The following is a 26,003-nucleotide window of genomic DNA, read 5'->3' as shown; positions in this document are numbered from 1 at the left end:
GGAACCCACCTTCGTTCGCGACTGCGGGGCTCCGCTGCGCTGCACTCCTCGCGCTCACAGGACATCCTCCGTGCCGGCCTTGCGCAGGTAGACGAAGACCACCGCGAGGATCGCCGCCATGAGCAGGAACGACAGGGCGGCACCCTGCGGGTAGTCCAGCCGGACCAGGAACGCCGAGTCGATGACGTTGCCGATCATGTACTCGTTGGGGGTGCCGAGCAGTTCGGCGTTGATGTAGTCGCCGGTCGCCGGGATGAAGAAGAGCAGGGTGCCGGCGATCAGGCCGGGCATCGACAGCGGCAGGGTGACCTTCCGGAAGGCGTGCAGCGGGCTGGCGTACAGGTCGCTGGCCGCCTCCAGCAGCCGGTAGTCGAGCCGTTCCAGGCTCGCGTACAGCGGTAGCACCAGGAACGGCAGGAAGTTGTACGTCAACCCGAGCACCACCGCGACGGGGGTGGCGAGCAGCCGCCCGTCCGGGCCGAGCAGGTGTACGTCGCGTAGCAGCCCGACCAGTGCGCCGTTGTCCGACAGGATGGTCTTCCAGGCCAGGGTGCGCACCAGGAAACTGATGAACATCGGGGCGACCACGCACACCAGCAGCAGGTTCTTCCACCGGCCGGCCTTCTGCGCGATCGCGTACGCCAGCGGGTAGCCCAGCAGCAGGGCCAGCACCAGCGCCGCCCCGGCGTAGCCGAACGACCTGGCGAACTGCGGCGCGTACGCCTGCAACGCCTCCGGATAGTTGCCGAACGCCCAGGTCAGCACGTACCCGGTGGAGAGCGAACCGGTCGGGTCGTAGAGGCTGGCGGCGGCGAGCTGCACCAGCGGCACGGCGAAGAACAGCAGCAGCCAGGCCGCCCCCGGCAACAGCAGCAGGTACGGCAGCAGCCGGTGCCGACCGGGCCGGGCCGGTGGCGGTGCCCCGGTCGCCGGTGTCCCGCCGCCCAGCTGCGCCAGTGCGGTCACGACGGCACCTTGACCGGTTCGTCGAGCAGCGGGGTGGTGCGGTCGTCCTGGCCCGGCTCGCGGGGCAGCAGGAAGGCGTGCCGGGGGTCCCAGTGCGCCACCACCGACGCGCCGACCGGGTGCTGCCCGCCGACGCCGCTGTTCGCCGCGAACGCGGACAGCTCACTGCCCCACCCGGTCCGGATCAGGTACTGGGTGCTCACCCCCACGTACGAGGCGTCGGTGATCACCCCCGCGACCTGCTGGTGGCCGGCGGGCACCTGGTCGGCGGCCTCAGCCAGGTGCAGCTTCTCGGGGCGTACCCCCAGGTAGACGGGGCCCCGGTCGGCGCGGGCGCGGTCGACGGGCACCGAGAAGCGCGCGCCGTGCGCGGTGACCGGCACCTCGGACCCGGCCGGGCCGGCGGCCTCGGCGGCGAGCAGGTTGGACTGGCCGAGGAAGTTCGCCACGAAGGCGGTGGCCGGGTACTCGTAGAGTTCGGCCGGTGCGCCGAGCTGCTCGATCCGCCCGGCGTTCATCACCGCGACCGTGTCGGCCATCGTCATGGCCTCCTCCTGGTCGTGGGTGACGTGCACGAAGGTGATGCCGACCTCGGTCTGGATGCGTTTCAGCTCGATCTGCATCTGCCGGCGCAGCTTCAGGTCGAGCGCGCCGAGCGGCTCGTCGAGCAGCAGCACCTGCGGGTGGTTGATCAGGGCGCGGGCCAGCGCGACCCGCTGCTGCTGGCCGCCGGAGAGCTGGGCCGGGCGACGGCGGCCGTAGCCGTCGAGCTGGACCAGGGACAGCATCCGCCGGACCTGGTCGTCGACCTTGCGGATGCCCCGCCGCCGCAGCCCGAAGGCCACGTTCTCGGCGATGTCCAGGTGCGGGAAGAGCGCGTAGCTCTGGAAGACCGTGTTGACCGGCCGCTTGTACGGCCGCAGCCGGCTGATGTCCCGGTCGCCCAGCAGCACCTGCCCGCTGGTCGGCTCCTCCAGCCCGGCGATCATCCGCAGGGTGGTCGTCTTGCCGCAGCCGGACGCCCCGAGCAGGGCGAAGAAGGACCCCTGCGGGACGGTCAGGCTGAGGTCGTCGACGGCGGTGAAGATGCCGAACCGTTTGGTCAGGTCGGCCAGCCGCAGGTCACCGGCGGGCGCCTCGTTCGCCATCCCGATCACGCCCCGATGACCTGCTGGAACTTGGACTCGTACTCCTTTTCCTGTTTCTCGTCCAGGGCCATGAAGACCTTGGACTTCGCCAGCAGGGCGTCGTCCGGGAAGATCAGCGGGTTGGCGGCCAGCTCCGGGTCGGTCTTCTCCATCTCGGCCTGGGCGCCCTTGACCGGGCAGATGTAGTTGACGTACGCGGCGAGCTTCGCCGCCACCGCCGGCTGGTAGTAGTAGTTGATCAGCTCTTCGGCGTTGCCCCGGTGGGTGGCCCTGTTCGGCACCAGCATGTTGTCGCTGAACAGCATCACCCCCGAGTCCGGCGCGACGAACTTGACCCTGGGGTTGTCGCCCGCCAACTGGATCACGTCGCCGGACCAGCCGACGCACGCGGCGATGTCGCCCTTGGCCAGGTCGGGGGCGTAGTCGTTGCCGGTGAACCGGCGGATGTGCTTCGACTCGACGGCCCGGCGCAGTTTGGCGAGGGCGTCGTCGAACTGGGCGGCGGTGAAGTTCGACGGGTCGTGCCCGTTGGACTGGAGCAGCAGGCCCATGGTGTCCCGCATCTCCGACAGGGCGGTCACCTTGCCCTTGAGGTCCGATCGGGTGAGCAGCTCGTCGACGGTGCGGATCTCCCCGGTGACGCTGCCGTTGTAGGCCAGCCCGGCGAGGCCGGACTGCCACGGGATGGCGACCCGGTTCTCCTGGTCGAAGGAGCGTCCGCGCAGCGACGGCAGCAGGTTGGCGGCCACGTTCGGCAGCTTGGCCGGGTCGAGTTTCTGAATCCAGCCGAGCCGGATCATCCGGGCGGCCATCCAGTCGGTGAGGACGATGATGTCCCGCCCGGTGCTCTGACAGCCGGCCAACTGGTTCTGCACCTTGCCGAAGAACTCGTTGTTGTCGTTGATGTCCTCGGTGTAGGTGACCTGGATGCCGCTGGCGGCGACGAACGCGTCCAGGCTGGGGCGCTTGGCGGCGTCCTTGTCGTCCACGTCCATGTACTGCGGCCAGTTGGAGAAGGCGAGGGTCTTCTCCGTGGCGGACAGGTCGTCGCTCTTGCAGCCGGCTTCCGTCTGGGTGGCCGCCTTGGTGCCGCAGCCGGTGAGGCTGCCGCCCGTGGCGAGCAGGGCGGCCGATCCGAGGGTGCCGGTGAGCAGTCCACGCCGGGTGAGGGGCCGGAGGGGAGTACGCATGTGACGACTCCTAGGGGGTCGTCCGTCGGCGGCGGGGACGGGGGTGCGGCGCCGGCGGGAGGGGTCGGGTGCCTGAGACGACTGATCCTGGCATGAGGTCACCGGCCCCACAAGGGATTCCGTTGCTGGAATAGGCTGTGACGACGAATTACGCCAGACTGCGCGGGTGCCACTAGGCTCGACCCGGGGAAACGGACATGGGGAGCGATCGATGACGATCCGGCAGCAGGAGCACGGCACCGGCGGGCGACGCGTCGCGGTGCGTGAGGGTGCCAGCCACGCGCTGTTGGACGACGTGGCGAAGCAGATCATCGAACAGTTGCAGGAGGACGGCCGCCGGCCGTACGCGACGATCGGCAAGGCGGTCGGGCTCTCCGAGGCGGCGGTCCGCCAGCGGGTGCAGCGACTGCTCGACGCCGGGGTGATGCAGATCGTCGCGGTGACCGACCCGCTCCAGCTCGGCTTCCCCCGGCAGGCCATGATCGGCCTGCGGACCGACGGCGACCTGGAGGCCGTCGCCGACCGGCTGGCCGGGTTCGATGAGATCGACTACGTGGTGATCACCGCCGGCTCGTTCGACCTGCTCGCCGAGGTGGTCTGCCGCAACGACGCCCACCTGCTGGAGATCCTGCAACGGCTGCGCTCGGTGCCCGGGGTGCTCGCCACCGAGGCGTTCGTCTACCTCAAGCTCCGCAAGCAGACCTACAGCTGGGGTACGGCCTGAGCCCGTTGGTCCACTCCCGTGGGCCGAGGTAGCGGCATCCCCGCACCCGGACCCCGCCACGGGGCCGAAAGTGAGTCGATCACGCCTCCCGACCCGACCAGCCACGAGATCCAGCGAGTGCGGAATCCGTTGCGCCACCCCCACACACCCGCCGAATCCGTCGCCCCTGACCCGAATAAGGCTTGCATTTCGCGGTTGGACTGTGGGATAACCGAGGGCAGAGCGGCCGGTTCCCCCTCCTGACCGGCCCGAGACCCGATGGGGCTGACAATGGCTGCCGACGCCACCGACCACCTCTGGATGCACTTCACCCGGATGGCCAGCTACTCCGCCGGGGAGGTGCCGACCATCGTGCGCGGCGAGGGCACGTACGTCTGGGACGCGCAGGGTCGCCGCTACCTGGACGGGCTCGCCGGGCTGTTCGTCGTCAACGCCGGGCACGGGCGTACCGAGCTGGCCGAGGCCGCCGCGAAGCAGGCAGGTGAGCTGGCGTACTTCCCGCTCTGGTCGTACGCCCACCCGAAGGCCGTCGAGCTGGCCGAGAAGATCGCCTCGCTGACGCCCGGCGACCTCAACCGGGTCTTCTTCACCACCGGCGGCTCGGAGGCCGTCGAGGCGGCGTGGAAGCTGGCCCGCGCCTACTTCAAGCGCGTCGGCAGGCCGAACAAGCACAAGGTGGTCAGCCGGTACCTCGCCTACCACGGCACCTCGATGGGCGCGCTGTCGATCACCGGCCTGCCCGGCATCAAGAGCGACTTCGAGCCGTTGGTGCCCGGCGGGATCAAGGTGCCGAACACCAATTTCTACCGGGCCCCCGAGCACGGCGACTCGCCGGAGGCGTTCGGCGTCTGGGCCGCCGACGAGATCCGCCGGGCCATCGAACGGGAGGGGCCGGACACCGTGGCGGCGGTGTTCCTGGAGCCGGTGCAGAACTCCGGCGGCTGTTTCCCGCCGCCGCCCGGCTACTTCCAGCGGGTACGCGAGATCTGCGACGCCTACGACGTGCTGCTCGTCTCCGACGAGGTGATCTGCTCGTGGGGCCGGCTCGGCGAGTACTTCGGTGCCGCCCGGTACGGCTACCAGCCCGACATCGTCACCACCGCCAAGGGCATCACCTCCGGCTACGCCCCGCTGGGCGCGATGATCGCCAGCGACCGGCTGATGGAGCCGTTCCTCACCGAGACCGGCATGTTCGCCCACGGGGTGACCTTCGGCGGTCACCCGGTGTCCTGCGCGGTGGCCCTGGCCAACCTGGAGGTGTTCGCCCGGGAGGACCTGATCGGCCACGTCCGGGCCAACGAGGGCGCCTTCCGGGCCACCCTGGAGAAGCTCACCGACCTGCCGATCGTCGGCGACGTCCGGGGTGACGGCTACTTCTACGGCATCGAACTGGTCAAGGACAAGGCGACGAAGGCGACCTTCGACGAGGCCGAGTCGGAGCGGCTGCTGCGCGGCTTCCTGTCCTCGGCGCTGTTCGCGGCCGGGCTCTACTGCCGGGCCGACGACCGGGGTGACCCGGTGGTCCAGCTCGCCCCGCCGCTGACCGCCGGGCAGGAGCAGTTCGACGAGATGGAGCAGATCCTGCGCGCCGTCCTCACCGAGGCGTGGTCCCGCCTGTAGACCACCGGTGCTTCCCCCGGAGCCGCACATGCGCTACCAGGAACTGTCCCACTGGCTGTCCACGGTGGACGAACCGTTGACCCCGCGTCCGGCGTTGCCCGGCGACACCGACGCCGACGTGGTGGTCGTCGGTGCCGGCTACACCGGGCTGTGGACGGCGTACTACCTCGCCCGCGCCGATCCGACGCTGCGGATCGTCGTATTGGAGGCGGAGATCGCCGGCTACGGCGCGTCCGGGCGCAACGGCGGCTGGTGCTCGGCGCTGTTCCCCACCGCGCTGCCGGCGCTGGCCCGGCGGCACGGCCGGGAGCCAGCGCTGGCGATGCAGCGGGCCATGCGGGACACCGTCGCCGAGGTCGGTCGGGTGGTCGCCGCCGAGGGGATCGACTGCGACTGGCGGCACGGCGGGACGGTGCTGCTGGCCCGGACCGAGGTGCAGCTCGGCCGGGCCCGTACCGCCGTCGCCGAGGCCCGGGAGCACGGGCTCGACCCCGACGACCTGGTGCTGCTCGACGCCGCCGGGGCCGCCGCCCGGTGCGCCGCCGAGGGGGTACGCGGCGGCACGTACACCCCGCACTGCGCGGCCCTGCACCCGGCGAAGCTGGTCCGGGGCCTGGCCCGTGCCGTGTGCCGGCTCGGGGTGCGGCTGCACGAGCGTTCCCCGGTCACCGCGATCCGGCCCGGCGCGGTGGTCACCCCGCACGGCACGGTACGGGCGGAGGTGGTCGTGCGGGCCACCGAGGCGTACACCCCGGCGCTGCCCGGCCACCGGCGCACCGTCGCCCCGGTGTACTCGCTGATGGTGGTGACCGCGCCGCTGCCAGCGCGCACGTGGGAGCGGATCGGGCTGGCCGACCGGGAGACCTTCTCCGACTACCGGCACCTCGTCGTGTACGGCCAGCGCACGGCCGACGGGCGGCTCGCCTTCGGCGGGCGGGGTGCCCCGTACCATTTCGGCTCCCGGGTCTCCCCCGGCTACGACCGGGAGCCCCGGGTCTTCGCCGCGCTGCGCCGGACGCTCGGGGAACTCTTCCCGGTGCTCGGGCCGGACGTGCCGGTCGACGACGCCTGGGGCGGCCCGCTCGGGGTGGCCCGGGACTGGTCCGCCTCGGTCGGGCTGGACCGGTCGACCGGGTTGGCCTGGGCCGGCGGCTACGTCGGCGACGGGGTGGGGACGAGCAACCTGGCCGGCCGTACCCTCGCCGACCTGGTCCGGGGCGTGGAGTCGGAGCTGACGGCGTTGCCGTGGGTGGGCCACCGTTCCCCCCGCTGGGAGCCGGAACCGCTGCGCTGGCTGGCGATCAACGCCGGTCTGCGGGTGATGTCCTCGGCCGACGGGGTCGAACGCCGCACCGGCCGCCCCGCCCGCCGCGCCACCGCCCTCTCCCCCTCCTGGGCCACTGACCCCTCCCCCTCCCCGCCCCCGCCGCCCGCTCACACCCGCCGCTGACGCCCGGTGATCAAGAGGTTTGCGTCAGTCTGAAGATCAACCATGACGCAAACCTCTTGATCACCGGGGAGATCCGGGCGGGGAGGCGGGGCAGGGAGGGAGGGAGGCGGGGGGGGTTAGTGGTTGGGGGGATTACGCGGAGGTGGCCTCGGCGGCCGGTGGGAGGGGTCTGGGGGTTGGGGTGGTGGGGGTCGTGGTCGTCCTGGGGCGGGCGGGGGGCGACCGGGCGGGCCGCCTCGCGGACGGCTTCGGCCAGGGCGACCAGGTCGTCGGTGGTGGGCGGCGGCGGTTCGAACTCGCCCTCGTGCCGGACGACGTCCCAGCCCCGGGGGGCGGTCAGGCTCCGCGCGTGCTGCTCACACAGGTCGTACGTGTGCGGCTCGGCGAACGCCGCCAGCGGGCCCACCACCGCCGTCGACTCGTTGTAGACATAGGTCAATGTGGCGACCGCTTGCCGGGGGCAGCCGTTACGGGAGCAGCGCCGTGGTGACCTCACGTGCGGCAGGGTATCCCCATTACCGGGTCCGGCGCACCGGTTCGCTTTGCGACACGCCCGTCACCGTGATCACAATTCGCACCTGGTGCTCCCGCCGCGCCCGTCGACGCGCGCCGCCACGGGCCGGGGCGGGCCGAGGGCTACCCTTTGGCTCATGACGAGCCCGGAACACCGCCGCCCCGGCTCCGGCCGGCGCAACCACCGCGACCGCCACGGACGTGGCCTGCGCGGGCGGCTGGTGCCGGCGACCGTGCCGCTGGCCCGGACCAAGGCCGAGATCTTCGACGACCTGGTGCTGGACACGGTGGAGACGCTGGAACGCCGGTTCGCCAAGGAACTGGCCGGCGTCGAGTTCGCCGTCGAGGACGTCCCCCCGGATCTCAACGTCTACGACTCCGACGTGCTGGAGGACGGCGAGGTGCCGCTGGCCCGGCTGCTGCCCGGCCGGCCCGGCCGGCAGGAGGTGCCGCCCCGGATCGTGCTCTACCGCCGGCCGCTGGAGTTCCGCGCGATGGACCGCGAGGACCTGGCCGACCTGGTTCATGACGTGATCATCGAGCAGGTGGCGAACCTGCTCGGGGTCGACCCGGACGAACTGGCCTGACCGGCGGACCGGCCGCTCCCCCGTGGATGTGGCCGGCCCCCCTTGGCCGGCCACCGGCCCGACGTCGGTCACCCCCGCGACCCCCGTCGGGCGTGAGCCGGGCGGCCCCCACCGCCCCGGCCCGACCCGTCGACTCAGGCGGCCCGCCGCTTGAGCTTGCGCCGCTCCCGCTCGGAGAGCCCACCCCAGATCCCGAACCGCTCGTCGTGCCCGAGAGCGTATTCGAGGCATTCCGTCTTGACCTCGCACCGCGAACAGATCCGCTTCGCCTCGCGGGTCGAGCCGCCCTTCTCGGGAAAGAACGCTTCCGGGTCGGTCTGCGAGCACAGTGCCCGCTCCTGCCACTCCGGCGCGTTTCCGAGCAGGTCGGCCACCTCAAGCTGGCCGTCCATCAGATGCCTCCTTGTCGCGCACCGACGTCACCGCCGCTGCAACCCCCCACGCGAAAGGCGTGCTTGTCCGTCCGGTCCCTATTTGTTGCGTTCCGCGCGAACAACCCCATCGAAATTACACGCGTGTAATGCGTGCGCCGTCAAGCCGAACTTGATAATGGAGTCGCCCTCCCGACACGCCGCCGGACGGTCACCGGACCACCCGGCCCTCGCAACCTGCCCTATCGATTCAGACCCCGGGCGAGTAACGCCCTCTCCGGCGAGTTGCCCCAGATTTCTGCCGTGGCGTCGCCACCCCGGACGACACCCGGGAACGCCGCCGGACGCCCCGTCCGACCCTCTCGCCAAGATCATGAGCATGGTGGGGGACAGGTTAACGCGGTTGGCCCCGGACCGCCCGTCCAGCCGGAAATGCCGACAGCGCCCCGTCCACAATGTGGACGGGGCGCTCGGGTCGGTACGCCTGGCGCGGCGCTCAGGTCGACCGGGGTGGGCTGCTCGGCCAGACGAATTCGGCGATCGCCCCACCGTTGACGGAGATCGTTCCGGCGGGCGTCTCCTCGTCCCACCAGACGGTATAGAGACCCGCCGTCAGATCGGGGTAGACGGCACTGTGGAACACCCCGTCCCGGACGATCCGCTCCCGGACGGCCGAGTGCGTCCGCACCGTGCCGTCCTGGTCGACCCGGCTGATCTCGATCTCCCGGCCGTGCAGGTCACGTCCGGTGTAGATGATCAGGGCACCCATCTCCCCGCCGACGTCGAGCATCACGGTGCCACTCTCCGTCGGCCCGTACTGGTGGTGATGATGGTGGTGTCCGTTCACGCCGCGCTCCGTCCGGTCAGGAGTTCGCCGCGGGCGGGTTGTTGAACCCGTCGTACGGCGTACCGAGGAAGGGGAAGTCCCGCAGGAACGGCGCGGTCACGTCGGCGGCGCTCAACCCGGGGGTCACCGCGCCGGCCGCCGCGTCCGGCTTGAACTTCTTGTCCACCAGCGGCACGGTCACCCCGGCCACCGCCCGCAACGCGATGCTCACCACGTCGTCGACCACCCGCCGGCCGTTGGGGAAACCGGCCAGGTCCCCACCGAGCAGACCGAACTGGTTGGGCTTGCTGCTCGGCTTGATCGCCGTGTTCAACCGCAGCATGTCGGCCTGCACGTCACCGGTGAGGTTGGTGAAGCCGTCGATCAGCCCGGACGGGATACCGGTCAACAGGATGGCGAGCAGGTCGGCCCGGGGCTTCTTGGACTTGTTCAGCGCGTCCAGGTTGGGGAACACCCCCGGATAGAGCACCGGCAGCAGCGCCGCCAGTTCCGGCTGCTCGACGAACCGGGCGAACCGCTTGTCCTCGGTCGGGGGCAGCGTGTTCCACAGGTCCTTCTTGGACATCGGCACGATGACCTCGTTGAACAGCGGGTTGCCCAGCCGGGACACCTGGGTCCACGGGCCGACCGCCGCGTCCGCCGCGACCTTGTCGCCGAGCACCTTCACCTGCTGCCGGGAGGCGGTCGTCCACACCCCGATCGTCGAGGCCCGGTCACCCACGCCGTACCGGTTGGCCCGGCGGCGCACCTTGCTCAGCGGCACCTGCACCGCGATGCTGTGCACGTTCATCCGGTCCACCGCGTTGACCGGCTCGCCCTCGGCCTTGAACAGCTTCTTGCCGGCCACGTGCAACTGCTGGAACGGGCGCAGCGTGCCCAGGTCGAAGATCGCGCCCAGGTCGACGAAGAAGCCGTCCGCGCGCTGCCCGGCGAACACCTTCTCCCCGGTCGACAGCTTGAACGTCGCCTGCCGGACCAGGTCGTTGTACTTGGGGATGGACAGCGGCCCGACGTTGCACGGCGGGCAGGGCAGCTTGTGCGCGAGCACGTGCTCCTTGCCGTCGGTCACCCGGGTCAACCGGTAGAACTGCCGCCGGTTCCAGTTCTTGCTGTCCAGCGAGTCGATCGGGCCGGTGTTGTAGAGAAAACTGTTCTGGTTCGTGATCTCGGTACGGAATTCGAACCGGTAGGTCACGTCGGGATGGCCGTCACCGTCGTTGTCGATATGGATCTCGTACCGCACGTCGTCGCCGAACTCGAAGAAGTTCGGGCCGCCCGAGGGGAGCTGCAACGGCACGTAGTTGGCGATCAACGTCACCGAGTCGGACCGGTCGGGGCTGACGAAGGCGTAGAGGTCGGAACTGTCGGCGACCGGGTCCTTGCTTATTTCCGGCGCTTCGCGGTGGGACGACATGGCGGACCAACCTTTGCGGGATCATGAGGAATCAGGGCATGACGAACCGGGCGCGGGAGCCTGCGCCTGGCGGTGAAGGGGAAGGAACGCGGCAGGTCGGCGCCGCGCGGCGGAAACGGACGGGTCAGGCCGCCCGCTGACGGCGGACGGGGCGGCCCGCCGGGACGGCGGACAGGTCAGCCGCGCCCGGCGGCGCGACGCAACCGGTCGGCCAGCCCCCGGTCGCGTACCTCGATCCGGGACGAACCGACGAAGACGTCCATCGTCCCGGACCTGGCGTCCCGCAGGTGGACCACGATCGGGCCCTCCGCGCCGGCCGCCGCCGGGGAGTTCTGCGCCACCGACACACCGGTGACCGTCAGGGCCGCCGCACCCAGCGTGGCACTCGCCGCAGCGGTCAGTGTCTGCCGGCGGGTCAGTCGCGGCCAGGAACGCTTCCGCACTTCGCTCGTCATGGGGAACCTTTCCTCCGGCGGCGCGTGAGCGCGCGCGGTGTGGAGCGCGAGGTCGCCGGCGGCGGCCCTCGCCTCAACCGCCGCCGGCGAACACTGGTACGGCCCGCACGCGCGAAAGGTTCGATGTCATCGCGACGGATGACCGTACGCCGTCGTCCGTTTGCGCGCCGGGCGTCCGGCGGCGGCGGCGATCGCCCGCAACTGCTCCTCGGTACGCGCCGACCCGTTGCCCGACCCCGCCATCCGGGAGATCGTCTCCTCCATCAGGGTGCCGCCCAGGTCGTTGCAGCCGCCCCGCAGCATCGCCACGGTGCCCTCGTCGCCGAGCTTCACCCAGGAGCACTGGATGTTGTCGATCCGCCCGTGCAGCAGCAGCCGGGACATCGCGTGCACCACCCGGTTCTCCCGCCAGGTCGGGCCGGGGCGGGCGATGCCGGCCAGGTAGATCGGCGCGTTGGTGTGCACGAACGGCAGCGCCACGAACTCGGTGAAGCCGCCGGTACGGTCCTGCACCCCGGCCAGCACCCGGAAGTGCGCCAGCCACTGCCCGGGGTGGTCGACGTGGCCGTACATCATCGTGGAGCTGGAGCGGATGCCCAGCTCGTGCGCGGTCGAGACCACCTCGACCCAGGCGGCGGCCGGCAGTTTGCCCTTGGTGAGCACCCAGCGCACGTCGTCGTCGAGGATCTCGGCGGCGGTGCCCGGGATGGTGTCCAGGCCGGCCTCGCGCAGCATCGACAGCCACTCCCGCACCGGCACACCCGCCTTGGCGGCGGCGGTGACGATCTCCATCGGGGAGAAGGCGTGCACGTGCATGCCGGGCACCCGGGCCTTGATCGCCCGGACGATGTCGGCGTACCCGGTCACCGGCAGTTTCGGGTCGATGCCGCCCTGGAGGCAGACCTCGCCCGCGCCGGCCGCCCACGCCTCCTCGGCCCGGTCGGCCACCTGCTCCACCGACAGCCGGAACGCGTCGGCGTCCCGTTCCCGCTGGGCGAACGCGCAGAACCGGCAGCCCACGTAGCAGACGTTGCTGAAGTTGATGTTGCGGTTGACCACGTAGGTGACGTCGTCGCCGACGGTGTCCCGCCGCACGTCGTCGGCGAGCCGGCACAGCGCGTCCAGGGCCGGGCCGTCCGCACCGAACAGCGCCAGCGCCGACGCCTCGTGCCGGGGCTCCAGCAGCGCCGCCGGATCGTCGGCCGCCAGCCGCAGCCCCGCCCGCAGATCGCCGTCGCCGACCACCGCCGGCCCGGCCGACGCGGCGGGGCTCACCTTGCCGGCGACCTCCGCCCAGTCACCGTAGACGCTGTCGAAGTCGCCCCGCCGGTCGTCGGTACGGCCGGTGGTGTCGATGGTGGCGTGCAGATCCACCCGGCCGCCGCCGAAGACCTCCTCCGGCTCCTGCCACGGGCGGCCCACCGGCCGGGCCGCCTCGACGGCCAGCCCGGTCGCCGGGTCGGCGAGGGCGGCGACGTGCGGCGACAGCCGGGGATCGAGCCACGGGTCGCCCGCCAGGACGTACTCCGGGTAGATGGTCAGCCGCTCGCGCAGGGTGAAGCCCGACTTCTCGGTCTGCCGGGCCAGCTCGTCGAGCTGCGGCCACGGCCGCTCCGGGTTGACGTGGTCCGGGGTGAGCGGGGAGACGCCGCCCCAGTCGTCGATGCCGGCCCGCAGCAGCAGGTCGTACTCGTCCTCGATCAGGTTGGGCGGGGCCTGGAGCCGGGCCTTCGGGCCGAGCAGCAGCCGGGCCACCGCCACGGTGGCCGCCAAATCGTGCAGCTCGGCGTCGGGCAGGCCGCCCATCGCGGTGTCCGGCTTGGCGCGGAAGTTCTGCACGATCACCTCCTGGAGGTGGCCGTACTCCCGGTGCGCGCGGCGGATCGCGAACAGCGCGTCGACCCGCTCGGCCGCCGTCTCGCCGATGCCGATCAGGATGCCGGTGGTGAACGGCACCCCGACCCGGCCGGCGTCGTCGAGCACCCGCAGCCGGACCGCCGGCTCCTTGTCCGGCGAGCCGAAGTGCGGGCCGCCCGGCTCCGACCAGAGCCGGGTGGCGGTGGTCTCCAGCATCATCCCCATGCTCGGCGCGACCGGCTTGAGCCGTTGCAGCTCCGACCAGGAGAGCACCCCCGGGTTGAGGTGCGGCAGCAGGCCGGTCTCCTCCAGCACCGCCACCGCGCAGGCCCGTAGGTAGTCCACCGTGGAGTCGTAGCCCCGCTCGTCGAGCCAGGCGCGGGCCGCCGGCCAGCGCTCCTCCGGCCGGTCGCCGAGGGTGAACAGGGCCTCCTTGCAGCCCAGCGCCGCGCCCTGCCGGGCGATCGCCAGCACCTCGTCGGTTTCCAGGAAGGCCGCCGGCAGCCGGTGCGGCACGGTGGCGAAGGTGCAGTAGTGGCACCGGTCCCGGCACAGCCGGGTCAACGGAATGAAGACCTTCTTCGAGTACGTCACCACGCCCGGCCGGCCGGCGTCGCGCAGCCCGGCGTCCCGGACCTCCCCGGCGATCCGGAGCAGCTCGTCCAGTTCGGGACCCCGGGCGGTCAGCAGCGCGGTGGCCTCGTCGACGTCGAGCGCCCGCCCGGTGGCGGCCCGGCGCAGCGCCCGACGCACAGCCGCCGGGGTCGGGCCGGAATCGGTGCGGTCAACCATCCGCCCAGCCTAGGCGCTTCCGGCGGCGATCCGGCAGGCACGCGAGCCGGGTGTGACATCTCCCCGCCCGGCGCTGTGCCGGCCGGGTCGGCACAGCGCGCCGCGGCGCGTCGACCGACCCGGCCGGGTTGCTCAGTGCGGGGTGTTCGGGTCGTCGTTGCGGAAGGTCCGGGTGCGGTCGCCGTCGGTGTCCGCCGGACCGGTGGCCGGCTCGCCCGGCTGCCGCGGGATCGCCTGGGTCGGGTCGGCCGACGGGGGCTGCCCGAACGGCGGGACCACCGGCGGCCCGGACTGCGGCGCACCGAACGACGGGCCCGGCTGCGGGGCACCGAACGGCGGGGCGGACTGCGGGGTGCCGAACGGCGGGGCCGACTGCGGCGGCGGGGCGAAGCCGGGCTGGCCGTACTGCCCGGCACCGGGCTGACCCGGGTAGCCGGCGCCCGGGTAGCCGCCCTGCTGCTGCGGCCAGCCGGGCTGCGGCTGCCCGTAGACGCCGGGCTGCGGCTTCGGCTTCGGCACGTGGTAGAGGGTGCGCCAGATCCGGTAGACCACGAAGGCGGCCACCCCGAACAGCGCGAACCAGGCGGCCCGGGTCAGCATGCCGAGCAGGGCGTCCAGCACCTCCGCCTCGGCCAGCCGGCCGACCAGCCAGATCAGGAAGGTCAACACGCCGAACAGGGCGGCGAAGGCGTACTCGCCGATGGCGAGCTGGGTGAACTGCCGGGCCCGGCCGGACACCGGCGCGAGGTGGGTGACCAGCAGCACGGCCAGCAGCGGCAGCACCGTCGACTCGACGCCGACGAAGGCGAAGAACTCGCTCCCCGCCCGCCCCGAGAAGGTGCTGTAGTCCGACGTCGGCACGAGCAGCCGGACGAACCCGACGAAGAGCAGCACGGCGTTCGCGCCGAGCAGGACGAGCGCGGCGAGTTCGCGCAGGGGTGCGGTGATCTGGCGGGCCTGCGACGCGTCGTGCGACGCGGGCTCGGCGGGGCTGGTCACGAACTCTCCCTCGGGGGCGAAACGGACAGAGGCCGACGTGAGCCTAGTCTCCCGGGCCGCCCGGCGGCGGGACACGTCCCGTACGGGAGGATGGACGACATGCGCATCGTGGTTCTGACCGGCGGAATCGGGGGTGCCCGATTCCTGCTCGGCGTCCGGGCGTACGCCCGTGAGGTGGGCGCCGAGGTGACCGCCGTGGTCAACGTCGGCGACGACCTCTACCTGCACGGCCTCAAGGTCTGCCCCGACCTGGACAGCGTCCTGTACACCCTGGGTGGTGGCGCCGACCCGGAACGCGGGTGGGGGCGGGTCGGCGAGAGCTGGACCATCCGGCAGGAGCTGGCGGCGTACGGTGCCGAGCCCGGCTGGTTCAACCTCGGTGACAAGGACGTCGCCACCCACCTGGTGCGCACCACCATGATCAACACGGGGTATCCGCTGTCGCAGGTCACCGAGGCGCTGGCCGCCCGCTGGCAGCCCGGCGTACGGCTGCTGCCGGCCACCGACGACCGGCTGGAGACGCACGCGGTGGTCGACCTGGACGGCGACCGGCGGGCCATCCACTTCCAGGAGTGGTGGGTCCGGTACCGGGCGGGCGTGCCCACCGACCGGTTCGTCTTCGTCGGCGCGGACAGCGCCAAGCCGGCCCCCGGGGTGACCGAGGCGCTGGCCGCCGCCGACGTGGTGCTGGTCGCGCCGAGCAACCCGGTGGTGAGCATCGCGCCGGTGCTGGCGGTCCCCGGGCTGCGTGACGCCGTCGCCACCGGCCCCGCCCCGGTCGTCGGGGTGTCCCCGATCATCGGCGGCGCGCCGGTACGCGGGATGGCCGACCGCTGCCTGGAGGTCCTCGACGTCGAGTGCAGCGCGGCCGGGGTGGGCCGGCTCTACGGCGGGCGCAGCGAGGGCGGCCTGCTCGACGGCTGGCTGGTCGCGCCCGAGGACGACGGGGTGACGGTGCCCGGGGTGACCGTCCGCGCGGTCCCGCTGCGGATGACCGACGAGGCGGCGACCACGGCGATGGTCCGGGCCGCGCTGGAGCTGGTGTGAGACTGGAGATCCTGCCGGTGCCGGGCATCGGCGACGTGACCGAGGGCGACGACCTGGCGGTGCTGATCGGCACGGCCGCGCCGTGGCTGCGCGACGGCGACGTGCTGGTGGTCACCAGCAAGATCGTGTCGAAGGCGGAGGGCCGGCTGGTGGACGTGCCGGCCGACGGGCCGGAACGGCTCGCCGCCCGGGACGAGGTGCTGGCCGCCGAGACCGCCCGGGTGGTGGCGACCCGGGGACAGACCCGGATCGTGCAGACCCACCACGGCTTCGTGATGGCCTCCGCCGGGATCGACGCGTCGAACGTCGACAAGACCCGGCTGGTGCTGCTCCCGGTCGACCCGGACGCGTCGGCCCGCGCGCTGCGCGCCGCCCTGCGGGACCGCTACCGGATCGACGTCGCGGTGATCATCAGCGACACGATGGGCCGGCCCTGGCGCAACGGGCTGACCGACGTGGCGCTCGGGGTCGCCGGGATGGCCGCCATCCGGGACCACCGGGGCGAGGTCGACCCGTACGGCAACGAGCTGCAACTGACCCAGATGGCGGTGGTCGACGAACTGGCCGGCGCGGGCGAACTGATCAAGGGCAAGTGCGACCAGGTGCCGGTGGCGGTGGTGCGCGGCTACCTGCCGGAACCGTCCCCGCCCGCCGACGGTGCCGGGCCGGCGGCGGTCCGGCTGGTCGACGACGGGGTCGGAGCCGCCGCCCTGGTGCGGGAGAGCGCACTGGACCTGTTCTCGCTCGGCACCGCCGAGGCGATGGCGGCCGGGCTGCGCGCCGCCGCGACGCTTGCCGACGGCCCCGGCGAGGCACCGGTCGACCCGGCGGCCGTCGACCGGGCGATCGCCGCGGTGGCCGAGGTGGTCGCCCCCGGCACCACCTTCACCCATGTCACCGACGACGAGGTACGCGACGGTCTCGCGGCGACCGTCGACGGCTGGCCGGCCGGGGCGACCGGGCTGGTGCTCGGCGCGGCACCCACCCCGGTCGACCAGCCCGACCTGGTGCGCTTCGGTGCCGACCTGCACCGGCTGCGGATCGCGCTGGCCGCCGAGGGCGTCCCGTCCACCCTGCTGCCGCCGCCGACCGGCAGCATCGCCAGCGCCTGCCTGGCCCTGTGACCAGCCGGCCCGGCCGGCGGTGATCGGGTCGCGGTCGGCGAAACTGCGGTATCCGCTCCACGGGATACCGCAGTTTCCGCACCATTGAGCCTTCCGGCCGCCCGGCCGCCTGACCGGGGGGCGGTCAGGCGTCGAGGATGGCCCGGCCGAGGGGGGTCAGGGTGTGCAGGACCGTGTTGCGGTCCCGCCGGCTGACCAGCAGCCCGGCGTTGCGTAGCACGGCGGTGTGCTGGCTGGCCGCAGCGGCCGAGATGTGCAGCCGGCGGGCCACCTCGCCGGTGGTCGCGCCGTCGTCGCTGGCTTCGAGCACCGCCGCCCGGGTGCGGCCCAGCAGCGCCGCCAGCGCCTCCCGGCCGCCGTCCCCGGCGGGCCGGCCGCCCTCCCCCGGTGGCGGGTCCAACCCGCCGAGCCGGTCGGCCGGGTAGACCAGCACCGGCGGCAGCGCCGGATCGAGCAGCGCGACCGGGGTACGCGCGCAGAAGAACGACGGCACCAGCAGCAGCCCCCGGCCGTCCAGGTGCAACTCCCGCCGATTCGGATAGTCCACGACCTGGAGTACGCCGGAGTCCCAGCGCATGCCCGGCCGCAGGCTCGCCAGCAGCCCCTCCGCGCCACCGTCGAGCAACGCCCGGGCCCGGACCGCGCGGTCGGCCTCCACGGCGGCCCTGATCCGCCCCCAGTACGGGTCGATCGCCACCGACCGGTACTGCGTCATCGACTCGGTCAGGTGGCGTAGCACCTCCGGCTCACCCCGGGCCAGCGCGGCGGCCGACGACGGCAGCGGGTTCGCCTCGGCCAGCAGGTTCAGGTCGCGGCGCAGCAGCTCGGTCGGGGTGGACCGGACGGCGTCCAGGCCCGCCTCGAAACCGTCGAGGCTCTGGTAGGGGGTGAGGAAGTCGGGGAAGTAGCCCCGGGGCGGGTTCAGCGCGAACAGCAGCCGGAACTGGTCGGCGGCGGTGTCCCGGCGCAACCCGGCGGCGACCCCCTGACGCCAGCGCGCCATCAGCGGGTCGCGGGTCCGCCCCTGGAGCAGGTGCAGGCTGAGGACCAGCTCCCAGACCGGGTCGGCGGCGGGGGCGACCCGGGTCCGGAGGATGTCCTCCCGGGAGAAGTGGATGGTCAGCATGGAGCGCTCCTGGGGCGGGGCAGGGGGAGGCCCGCCGACCCACTGAACTGTACCGGGCGGCATTTATCTCCACTTTTAAGCGTGGACTGAAAGACCTCGACGCCCGTCCCGCCGGTTGGCATGCTCCTACTGCCCGGTACGACACGCGGGGTTCTTCCCGCTGCCGGTCGGGCGGGCCGGGGCCCGCGAAAGGTGGCGCCCGGGAGGCACTACGAGGGTCTGCGGCCCTGGTTCCGCAGAGGTGTCACCCGGGCCCCACCGCCCCTGTAGCGGGTGGGGTCAGCCGATCCAGAGCGCCACCCGGTGGTCCTCGTCGGTCACGTAGAAGCGGCGTCCGTCCCTCTCGGCCACCCCCTCGACATGCCGGAACGGCGCCAGCTCGGCCACCACCTCGCCGGCGATCCGGCCGTCGTCGGTCGGCTCCCAGCGGAACCGGACGTGCCGCGAGGTGACCTCGCCGCCCGTGGGGTGGTCGTCCAGCAGCACCGATCCCTTGCCCAGCGCGTCGATCGAGCCGACCACCGCCGCGTACCCGCCGTCGGCGGTCGGGGTGACCGCGCGGAAGCCGACAAGCGCACCGGGCGGGGTCACCCCGGTCAGCACGTACGCCCGACCGGCACGCGGCCAGCCGCCGCCCGGGGTGAACATCTCCGGCACCCCGGCCAGCTCCACCAGGACCGGTTCCCCGTCCACGGTCACCGGGAAGCGCAGCCCCAGCAGCACCGTCCCCTCCGGGGTGAACGCCGCCGCCTCCACGTTCAGCGGCAGGTCGTCGTCGGCCAGCCGGCGTACCCAGGACTTGGCCCGTGCGGTGCCCCGGGCCACCGTCTCCCCGATGAACCGCCGGCGCACCCGGTCACCCGGCGGCAACGGGGTGAACGCCGCCTTCACCAGTGCGTCGTTGACCGCCCGGTGCACCCGGAACCGGTTGCGGACCACCTGCACCGGCAGCGTCCCCGTGGCCGCGTCGTCCTCGCGGAAGCGGGCCACGAACGCCCGGCGGGGGCGCAGCGGGCCGGCCTTGGAACCGAAGTGCGACCCGAAGACGTACACCCAGCCGTCGTGGGCGGCCAGCGCCTCACCGTCCTCGGTGCGGCCGTTCTCGGCTCCGGCGTCGGCCGGCACGTGGTGGGCGACCCACTCGCCGTCGGTACGTTCCAGCAGCAGGGCCAGGCAGTGTTCCACCGGCCCCTCGTCGAGCACCGTCCAGAAGCCACGTACGGCGTCGTGCGCCCGCAGCAGGGACCGGGAGTGGACCGGCAACAGATCGCTGGCCTCGTTGCCGGCGACCACGAACTCCAGAAGTCTCAGGCTCACCGCGCCAGGGTACGGAGCGCGCGCTCGTAGAGTGTCGGAATGCCCGACGCATTCCCCGCCCCTCCCCCGGCCGCCGCGACCACCCCACCCCACCCCGCCGGGCCGGGCGGTGCCGGCGGGAACGCGCCGCTGCACGCGGACGCGGTGGCGGTGCTGACCGGGTGGACGCCGACCGGGCCGGCCGCCGCCGGGGCCCGGGACCGCACCCTCGACCTGCTCGCCGACGGCCCGGTCGCGCTGACCCGTCACCACCTGCCGGGTCACCTCACCGCCAGCGCGCTGATCCTCGACGCCGCCGGGGAGCGGGTGCTGCTCTGCCTGCACGGAAAGCTGCACCGCTGGGTGCAGTTGGGCGGGCACTGCGAACCGGGCGACGCGACGCTGGCCGGGGCGGCGCTACGCGAGGCCACCGAGGAGTCCGGCATTCCCGGGCTGGTCATCGACCCCGTACCGATCGACGTGGACATCCACCCGGTGCGCTGCCAGGGCGGTTCGCTGCACCACGACGTCCGGTTCGCGGTCTTCGCCCCGCCGGACGCGGTCGAGCAGGTCAGCGACGAGTCGGAGGCGCTCGGCTGGTTCCCGACCGACCGGCTGCCGGAGCCGCTCGCCGGCGGGACCGCCAAGCTCGTCGCGCCGGCCCTGGCCGTCCACGCGCGCCGGCCCCGCTGACCGCGCCGACCGGCTCCCCGCCGACGACGCTCCGGCCCGACGGCGCGCGTCCCCGGCCCGCCGACCGCGCTCAGGCCCCCGCCTGGGGCCGGGCCGCCCGGCGGTCGGAGCGTACCGCCGCCGGGCGGGGGTCAGGCCGTCAGGTGGTTCAGACCAGTCCGTCCTCGCCCCGGGCCTTCAGTTCGTCCACCAGGGCCTTGACGTCCTGCGCCCGGTCACGGGGGCACACCAGCACCGCGTCGGGGGTGTCCACCACGATCAGGTCACGGACCCCGAGAGCGGCCACCAGCCGACCCGACTGCGGCACCACCACCAGGTCGTGGGCGTCGTGCAGCAGCACCCCCGGCTTGGCGTCGGCCCCCAGCACCACGTTGCCGTCCGGGTCGGCCGGCAGCACCTCGCCGAGGGTGTGGAAGTCGCCGACGTCGTTCCAGCCGAAGTCGCCCGGCACGGTGGCGACCCGGCCGGCGGTGGCCGCGCCCTCCATCACCGCGTAGTCGACGGAGATCTTCGGCAGCGTCGGCCAGACCGTGCCGAGGACGTCGTCCTGCTCGGGGCCGCCCCAGGCCGCCGCGATCGCGGTCACCCCGGCGTGCAGGTCCGGCTGCTGGCGGGCCAGCTCGGCGAGGAAGACGTCCACCCGCCAGACGAACATGCTGGCGTTCCACAGGTGCCGACCCGAACGCAGGTACGCCTCGGCGACCGGCGCGGCCGGCTTCTCCTTGAACTCGGTCACCGGGCGCAGCGGGCCGTCACCGGTCGGCTCCCCGGTCTCCAGGTAGCCGTAGCCGGTCTCGGCCCGGGTCGGGGTGATCCCCACCGTCATCAGCAGACCCTGCTCGGCCCCCCGGACCGCCGCCCGGACGGTCCGCACCCAGGCGGCCGGGTCCCGGATCAGGTGGTCGGCGGCGAACGAACCCATCACCGCCGACCCGTCGCGCCGGGCGATCACCGCCGCCGCCAACGCGATCGCCGCGCAGGAGTCCCGGGGGGACGGCTCCACCAGGATGTTCTCCTCAGGCACCCCGCGCAGTTGCCGGGCCACCGCCGCCGCGTGGGCGACGCCGGTGACCACCAGGACACGCTCCGGTGTGGTCAACGGCGTCAGCCGGTCGACGGTCGCCTGGAGCAGCGACGCGTCGGTGCCGGTGAGCGGGTGGAGGAACTTGGGGTGCCCCGCGCGGGACAGCGGCCACAACCTCGTGCCGCTGCCACCCGCCGGGATGACGGCGTAGAGCATCAGCACATCATGCCCGAACCGTCCCAGGTCGGATGGCGGCTCGGCCGTACCGTCAGCGACCACTCAGGAACGGGCCCGGCTCCACGCGGCGATGTGCACCTCGGCGCTGGACGCCCAGGTGAACTCCTTGGCCCGGTCGAAGCCCGCCTTGGCCAGCGACAACCGGCGCTGCTCGTCGTCGAGCAGGGCGGCCAGGTCGGTGGCGATCTGGTCCGGGTCCTCGCTGGTGTAGGCGACCGCGTCACCGCCCACCTCGGGCAGCGACAACCGGGGCGTGGTGAGCACCGGCGCGGCGCAGGCCATCGCCTCCAGGATCGGCAGACCGAACCCCTCACCGTACGACGGGTAGGCGGCGACCAGCGCGCCGCCGAGGAAGCCGGGCAGGTCGGCGTAGCGCAGGTAGCCGGGGCGCAGCAGCCGCAGGTGCGAGGGGACCTCGGCCACCGCCCGGTCGATGTCGTCGTCGTGCCCCTGGCCGCCGGCGACCACCAGGGCCGGCGGGTCCTCCCGGTCGGCCACCGCCCGCGCCCAACCCCGGATCAGGTTGGGTACGTTCTTGCGCGGCTCCTTGGCCCCGAGGAAGGCGACGTAGCTGCTGCCGCCGAGCCCGAGCCGGGCCCGCACCCGGGCCTTCTCCTCCTCGCCCGGGGCGTGGAAGGCCTGCTGGTCGACCCCGTGGTAGGCCACGTCGATCCGGGTCGGGTCGGCGTCGAGCAGCCGGATCAACTCGTCGCGGGTGGCCTTGCTCGGCACGATCACCCGGTTGGCCCGGCGCAGCGACGTCTTGATCGCACTGCGGAAGAACGTCCGACGGGACTTGTCGTAGTGCTCCGGCTCGGTGAAGAACGTCGCATCGTGCACGGTCACCGTGACCGGGCAGCCGGCACGCAGCGGGCAGGTGTAGAACGGCGAGTGCAGCACCTCGGCACCAACCTGCTGGGCGAGCAGCGGCAGGCCGGTCTGCTCCCAGGCGAGCCGGGCCGGGCGGTGGGCGACGGCGGCCGGGGCGGGGATCACCTCGGCCCCGGGCAGCATCCGGGCGTAGCGCTCCAGGTCGGTGCGGAGGCTCACCACGACCAGGTCGACAGTCTCCCCGCACACTGTGCCGAGGGCCCCGAGCAGGCCATCGACGTATCTACCGACGCCGCCTCGGTCGGCGGGGACACTCGTGGCGTCGATGAGCACGCGGGGCGGGCGACCGGCGGTCACGGGGCGACTCCTTGCAGTGGCGGGTCTGTGGGGAACAACACTCCGGGCAAGCCTACGCCGGAGCGCGGCGCGGACGCTGACTCCGACCCGACCGTACGCCGACTTGTCATCGCCATCGGATACGGACGGCAGGGGCGTATCGTTCGCGCCGATGGCCGACAACATTGCCCGGGTGTTCGCCGCCGCGATCGCGGCCGACCCCGCCCGCCCCCTGCTGACCTGGTACGACGACGCCACCGGCGAACGCACCGAACTCTCCGGCGCGACCCTGGCGAACTGGGTGGCCAAGACCGCCAACCTGCTCGTCGACGAGCTGGCGCTGAGCCCCGGCGACCCGGCCGGGGTGCTGCTGCCGCCGCACTGGCAGACCGCCGCGGTGCTGCTCGGCTGCTGGTCCGCCGGGTTGACGGTGCGTGACGAGCCGGGTGCCGTGGACGTGCTCTTCGCCGCCGCCGACCGGGTGGCCGAGGTGGACGCCTGGCCGGCGGGCGACCGCTACGCGCTGGCGCTCGCCCCGTTCGCCGCCCCGCTGCGCGAGGTCCCCGCCGGGTTCGCCGACTACGTGGTCGAGGTACGCACCCACGGTGACCACTTCACGCCGTCCACCCAGGGTGGTCCGGCCGACGCGGACCTGCTGGCCGAGGCGGACGCCCGCGCGACGGCCCTCGGCATCTCCCCCGGCGACCGGCTGCTCGTCGACGCGGCGGTCCACCCCGACCCGCGCGACTGGCTGCTCGCCCCGCTGCTCCGCCGGGCGACGGTCGTGCTGACCGGCAACGCCGACCCGTCCCGCCTCGCCGGCCGCGCCGACACCGAACGCACCACCCACACCCTGCCCTGCCTGTGAGGCTGGCTGGATCGGCCTGGCCCCGCCCCGCCCGCGCTGGCCCCGCCCCGCGCTGGCCCCGCCTCGCCCCGGCCGCGCTGGCCCCGGTGATCAAGAGGTTTACGTCAACATTCGTGGATGGGATGACGCAAACCTCTTGATCACCGGGCACCGGCGGGGCTGAGGTGCGGTGATCAAGAGGTTTGGGGCAGGGACAGCGGGTGGGGTGACGTAAAGCTCTTGATCACCGGGGCAGGCGAGATCGCCGGGGCAGGCGAGGGCCGGTGGGGTGGGAGCAGGGCGGCGGGTGGGGTTACGGGGTGGGGCGGGTCTGGGCGAAAGCGGCGAAGGCGGTCAGGGATTCGGGGTTGGCCAGGGCGCCCTTCGCGGCGGCCGACTCGACCGGGGTGCCGGTGAGGATCTTCTTGACCGGCACCTCCAGCTTCTTGGACGACAGGGTGCGCGGGACCGCCCTGACCTGGTGGATCTCGTCGGGGATGTGCCGGGGCGACAGCGCCGTACGCAACTCCCGGGCGATCTTCTTCCGCAGCGCGTCGTCGAGTTCCAGGCCCTCGGCGAGCACCACGAACAGCAGCAGCTCCCCCGCGCCGCCCTCGTCGTCCTCCAGGTGCACCACGACCGAGTCGACCACCTCGTCGAGGCCCTCGACCACCGAGTAGAACTCGGCCGTGCCGAGCCGTACGCCGCCCCGGTTGAGGGTGGCGTCGGAGCGGCCGGTGATCACGCAGCCGCCCCGCTCGTTGATGGTGATCCAGTCGCCGTGCCGCCACACCCCGGGATAGACGTCGAAGTACGCCTCGGCGTAGCGGCTGCCGTCCGGGTCGTTCCAGAACCCCACCGGCATGCTCGGCATCGGCGCGGTGATCACCAACTCGCCCAGTTCGCCGAGGACCGGGGTGCCGTCGGCCGAGCGGGCCTCCACCTTCGCGCCGAGCGCCCGGCAGGTGATCTCCCCGGCATGTACCGGCAGCAGCGGCACCCCGCCGACGAAACCGGTGCAGACATCCGTCCCGCCGGACAGCGACTGGAGCTGAAGGTCGGTGCCGACGGTGTCGTACACCCAGGTGAAACCCTCGGCGGGCAGCGGTGCGCCGGTGGAACCGACCCCGCGCAGCGCGGACAGGTCGGCGACGTCCTCCGGTACCAGGCCGGCCTTGCGGCAGGCCAGCAGGAACGGCGCGGACGTGCCGAAGTAGGTGGTGCCGGTCTCCTCGGCCAGCCGCCACAGCGCACCCAGGTCGGGATGACCGGGGTTGCCGTCGAACAACACGATCGTCGCCCCGACGGCCGGCCCGGAGACCAGGAAGTTCCACATCATCCAGCCGGTGGTGGTGAACCAGAAGAACCGGTCGGCCGGACCGAGATCGTGGTGCAGGGCCAGCATCTTGAGATGTTCCAGCAGGATGCCGCCGTGGCCGTGCACGATCGGCTTCGGCAGGCCGGTGGTGCCCGAGGAGTAGAGCACGTAGAGCGGGTGGTCGAACGGGACCGGGGTGAAGGCCAGCGGCTCGTCGGTCTCCGCCGCCAGCTCGGCCCAGCTCAGGCCCCCCTGCGGTACGTCGGCGGAGCCGGGGTGGAGGTAGGGCACGTGGACGGTGTGGGTCAGTGACGGCAGGGCGGCCCGGATGGCGGCAACCTCGGCCCGCCGGTCGACCGGCTTGTCGCCGTACCGGTAGCCGTCCACGGCCACCAGGACCTTCGGGGCGATCTGCTGCCAGCGGTCGACGACACTACGGGTGCCGAACTCCGGGGCGCAGGACGAGAAGATCGCCCCCAGGCTGCTGGTCGCCAGCAGGAGCACGTACGTCTCGGGGACGTTCGGCGCGTACGCGGCCACCCGGTCCCCGGCGACGACGCCGAGCCGACGCAGCCCGGCCGCCACCCGGCGGACCTGCTCCCGCAGCTCGGCGGCGGTCAGGGTGACCGGCGGGCGGGTCTGGGAGTGCGCGACCACCACCGGGTCGTCGTCGGCCCGGCCGGGCATCCGCAGCACGTTCTCGGCGTAGTTGAGCGTCGCGCCGGGGAACCAGGTGGCGCCGGGCATCGCCGCGTCGCCCAGGGTCGCCGTCGGCGGGGTGTGCGCCACCACCGCGAAGTGGTCCCAGATCGAACGCCAGAAGGCGTCCAGGTCGGTGACCGACCACTGCCACAGCGCGTCGTAGTCGGCGAAGTCCAGCCCCCGGTGCTCCCGCAGCCACCGCAGGTAGCCCCCGATCCGGGACCGTTCGCGTACGTCCGCCGGCGGCGTCCACAGCACGTCACCCACCGCTCCACCCTCCCTGAGGCCCACACGGCACTGTGCCCGGCCATGCCGCCATCTTGCCTACCTCGCAGCGCCATCATCCACACCGGGGCCCGACACGGAAACGTGCCCCGCGCACACAATCCGTCCCCACCTGCACACACAGCCCCCGGGCCCGACCCCGACCCGGGCGCGTGCCGAGGTCGGGCTGGACTGGGCAGGGCTCGGTGATCAAGAGATTCCGGT

The 26,003-nt window shown here is 72.9% G+C and carries 22 protein-coding genes and 1 pseudogene; 8 read left to right on the top strand and 15 right to left on the bottom strand.

All coding sequences use genetic code 11. From position 1 onward, the window contains the following. Positions 1-54: 54 nt before the first annotated feature. From FJK98_RS05120 to FJK98_RS05110, 3 genes are read right to left on the bottom strand one after another with little or no spacing between them, the layout of a single operon-like run. Positions 55-957 carry an ABC transporter permease gene (locus FJK98_RS05120; RefSeq protein ID WP_145922576.1) on the bottom strand — a complete coding sequence of 301 codons (903 nt, stop codon included), beginning with the start codon at positions 955-957 and terminating at the stop codon, positions 55-57. Positions 958-962: 5 nt separating this feature from the next. Beyond that, entirely contained in the window at positions 963-2,114 is a 1,152-nt protein-coding gene (locus tag FJK98_RS05115; protein WP_145918002.1) for an ABC transporter ATP-binding protein, read from the bottom strand. A 5-nt stretch (positions 2,115-2,119) separates the two neighbouring features. Then, on the bottom strand, positions 2,120-3,304 hold the full coding sequence (locus tag FJK98_RS05110) for a spermidine/putrescine ABC transporter substrate-binding protein (RefSeq protein WP_145918001.1): 1,185 nt from the start codon (positions 3,302-3,304) through the stop codon (positions 2,120-2,122). 211 nt (positions 3,305-3,515) lie between these two features. Here FJK98_RS05110 and FJK98_RS05105 point away from each other — a divergent pair, with 211 nt between their 5' ends. The 3 genes from FJK98_RS05105 (at position 3,516) to FJK98_RS05095 (ending at position 7,098) form a co-directional block, all read left to right on the top strand. After that, positions 3,516-4,028: an Lrp/AsnC family transcriptional regulator gene (locus tag FJK98_RS05105; protein ID WP_145918000.1), complete on the top strand. Its 513-nt coding sequence runs from the start codon at positions 3,516-3,518 to the stop codon at positions 4,026-4,028. Positions 4,029-4,298: 270 nt separating this feature from the next. Next, positions 4,299-5,648, top strand: coding sequence for an aspartate aminotransferase family protein (locus FJK98_RS05100; RefSeq protein ID WP_145917999.1), 1,350 nt, complete (start codon positions 4,299-4,301; stop codon positions 5,646-5,648). A 28-nt stretch (positions 5,649-5,676) separates the two neighbouring features. Further along, complete coding sequence (locus FJK98_RS05095; RefSeq protein WP_145917998.1) at positions 5,677-7,098, top strand: FAD-binding oxidoreductase; 1,422 nt, start codon at positions 5,677-5,679, stop codon at positions 7,096-7,098. Between the two features lie 121 nt (positions 7,099-7,219). Here FJK98_RS05095 and FJK98_RS05090 read toward each other — a convergent pair. Continuing rightward, positions 7,220-7,594 (bottom strand): annotated as a pseudogene (locus FJK98_RS05090) (DUF3499 domain-containing protein); the annotation flags it as partial. Between the two features lie 154 nt (positions 7,595-7,748). On the opposite strand from FJK98_RS05090, the gene FJK98_RS05085 reads away from it, so the two are divergent. Next, positions 7,749-8,198 carry a metallopeptidase family protein gene (locus tag FJK98_RS05085; RefSeq protein WP_145917997.1) on the top strand — a complete coding sequence of 150 codons (450 nt, stop codon included), beginning with the start codon at positions 7,749-7,751 and terminating at the stop codon, positions 8,196-8,198. Positions 8,199-8,332: 134 nt separating this feature from the next. Here FJK98_RS05085 and FJK98_RS05080 read toward each other — a convergent pair whose 3' ends face one another. The 6 genes from FJK98_RS05080 to FJK98_RS05055 form a co-directional block, all read right to left on the bottom strand. Next, entirely contained in the window at positions 8,333-8,590 is a 258-nt protein-coding gene (locus FJK98_RS05080) for a WhiB family transcriptional regulator (RefSeq protein WP_007455784.1), read from the bottom strand. Positions 8,591-9,065: 475 nt separating this feature from the next. Further along, the gene (locus FJK98_RS05075; protein ID WP_145922575.1) at positions 9,066-9,359 is read right to left on the bottom strand and encodes a phospholipase; all 294 of its coding nucleotides are present in this window, start codon (positions 9,357-9,359) and stop codon (positions 9,066-9,068) included. A gap of 73 nt (positions 9,360-9,432) precedes the next feature. Continuing rightward, the gene (locus tag FJK98_RS05070; RefSeq protein WP_145917996.1) at positions 9,433-10,830 is read right to left on the bottom strand and encodes a DUF4331 domain-containing protein; all 1,398 of its coding nucleotides are present in this window, start codon (positions 10,828-10,830) and stop codon (positions 9,433-9,435) included. A 176-nt stretch (positions 10,831-11,006) separates the two neighbouring features. Then, positions 11,007-11,285, bottom strand: a complete 279-nt coding sequence (locus tag FJK98_RS05065; RefSeq protein ID WP_145917995.1) for a hypothetical protein — start codon at positions 11,283-11,285, stop codon at positions 11,007-11,009. Between the two features lie 126 nt (positions 11,286-11,411). Continuing rightward, positions 11,412-13,934, bottom strand: coding sequence for a bifunctional FO biosynthesis protein CofGH (locus FJK98_RS05060; protein WP_145917994.1), 2,523 nt, complete (start codon positions 13,932-13,934; stop codon positions 11,412-11,414). A 132-nt stretch (positions 13,935-14,066) separates the two neighbouring features. After that, a complete protein-coding gene (locus FJK98_RS05055; protein WP_145917993.1) occupies positions 14,067-14,933 on the bottom strand; it encodes a hypothetical protein in 867 nt (288 codons plus the stop codon). A gap of 99 nt (positions 14,934-15,032) precedes the next feature. Here FJK98_RS05055 and cofD point away from each other — a divergent pair, with 99 nt between their 5' ends. Further along, on the top strand, positions 15,033-15,980 hold the full coding sequence (cofD, locus tag FJK98_RS05050) for a 2-phospho-L-lactate transferase (protein WP_145917992.1): 948 nt from the start codon (positions 15,033-15,035) through the stop codon (positions 15,978-15,980). After that, positions 15,977-17,104, top strand: coding sequence for a coenzyme F420-0:L-glutamate ligase (locus FJK98_RS05045; protein ID WP_145917991.1), 1,128 nt, complete (start codon positions 15,977-15,979; stop codon positions 17,102-17,104). The genes cofD and FJK98_RS05045 overlap by 4 nt, the downstream gene beginning before the upstream one ends. A 124-nt stretch (positions 17,105-17,228) precedes the next feature. Here FJK98_RS05045 and FJK98_RS05040 read toward each other — a convergent pair whose 3' ends face one another. Both FJK98_RS05040 and FJK98_RS05035 read right to left on the bottom strand, forming a co-directional pair. Continuing rightward, on the bottom strand, positions 17,229-18,230 hold the full coding sequence (locus FJK98_RS05040) for a helix-turn-helix transcriptional regulator (RefSeq protein WP_145917990.1): 1,002 nt from the start codon (positions 18,228-18,230) through the stop codon (positions 17,229-17,231). A gap of 279 nt (positions 18,231-18,509) precedes the next feature. Further along, a complete protein-coding gene (locus FJK98_RS05035; protein WP_145917989.1) occupies positions 18,510-19,547 on the bottom strand; it encodes a DUF4185 domain-containing protein in 1,038 nt (345 codons plus the stop codon). 39 nt (positions 19,548-19,586) lie between these two features. On the opposite strand from FJK98_RS05035, the gene FJK98_RS05030 reads away from it, so the two are divergent. Continuing rightward, the gene (locus FJK98_RS05030; RefSeq protein WP_145917988.1) at positions 19,587-20,219 is read left to right on the top strand and encodes an NUDIX hydrolase; all 633 of its coding nucleotides are present in this window, start codon (positions 19,587-19,589) and stop codon (positions 20,217-20,219) included. 148 nt (positions 20,220-20,367) lie between these two features. On the opposite strand, the gene FJK98_RS05025 is transcribed toward FJK98_RS05030, so the two are convergent. Further along, entirely contained in the window at positions 20,368-21,459 is a 1,092-nt protein-coding gene (locus FJK98_RS05025) for a mannose-1-phosphate guanylyltransferase (protein WP_145917987.1), read from the bottom strand. A 63-nt stretch (positions 21,460-21,522) separates the two neighbouring features. Further along, a complete protein-coding gene (locus FJK98_RS05020; protein WP_145917986.1) occupies positions 21,523-22,668 on the bottom strand; it encodes a glycosyltransferase family 1 protein in 1,146 nt (381 codons plus the stop codon). A gap of 151 nt (positions 22,669-22,819) precedes the next feature. Between FJK98_RS05020 and FJK98_RS05015 the strand changes: the two genes are divergently transcribed. Further along, on the top strand, positions 22,820-23,515 hold the full coding sequence (locus tag FJK98_RS05015) for a TIGR03089 family protein (protein ID WP_145917985.1): 696 nt from the start codon (positions 22,820-22,822) through the stop codon (positions 23,513-23,515). Between the two features lie 292 nt (positions 23,516-23,807). Here FJK98_RS05015 and FJK98_RS05010 read toward each other — a convergent pair whose 3' ends face one another. Beyond that, entirely contained in the window at positions 23,808-25,781 is a 1,974-nt protein-coding gene (locus tag FJK98_RS05010) for an acetoacetate--CoA ligase (RefSeq protein ID WP_145917984.1), read from the bottom strand. Positions 25,782-26,003: the final 222 nt, after the last annotated feature.

It is taken from the genome of Micromonospora sp. HM134, assembly GCF_007833915.1.
In the GTDB taxonomy this organism is placed as follows: domain Bacteria; phylum Actinomycetota; class Actinomycetes; order Mycobacteriales; family Micromonosporaceae; genus Micromonospora; species Micromonospora wenchangensis.
Note: the sequence above shows the minus strand (reverse complement) of the source record. Positions and strands in the feature narration are given on the sequence as shown.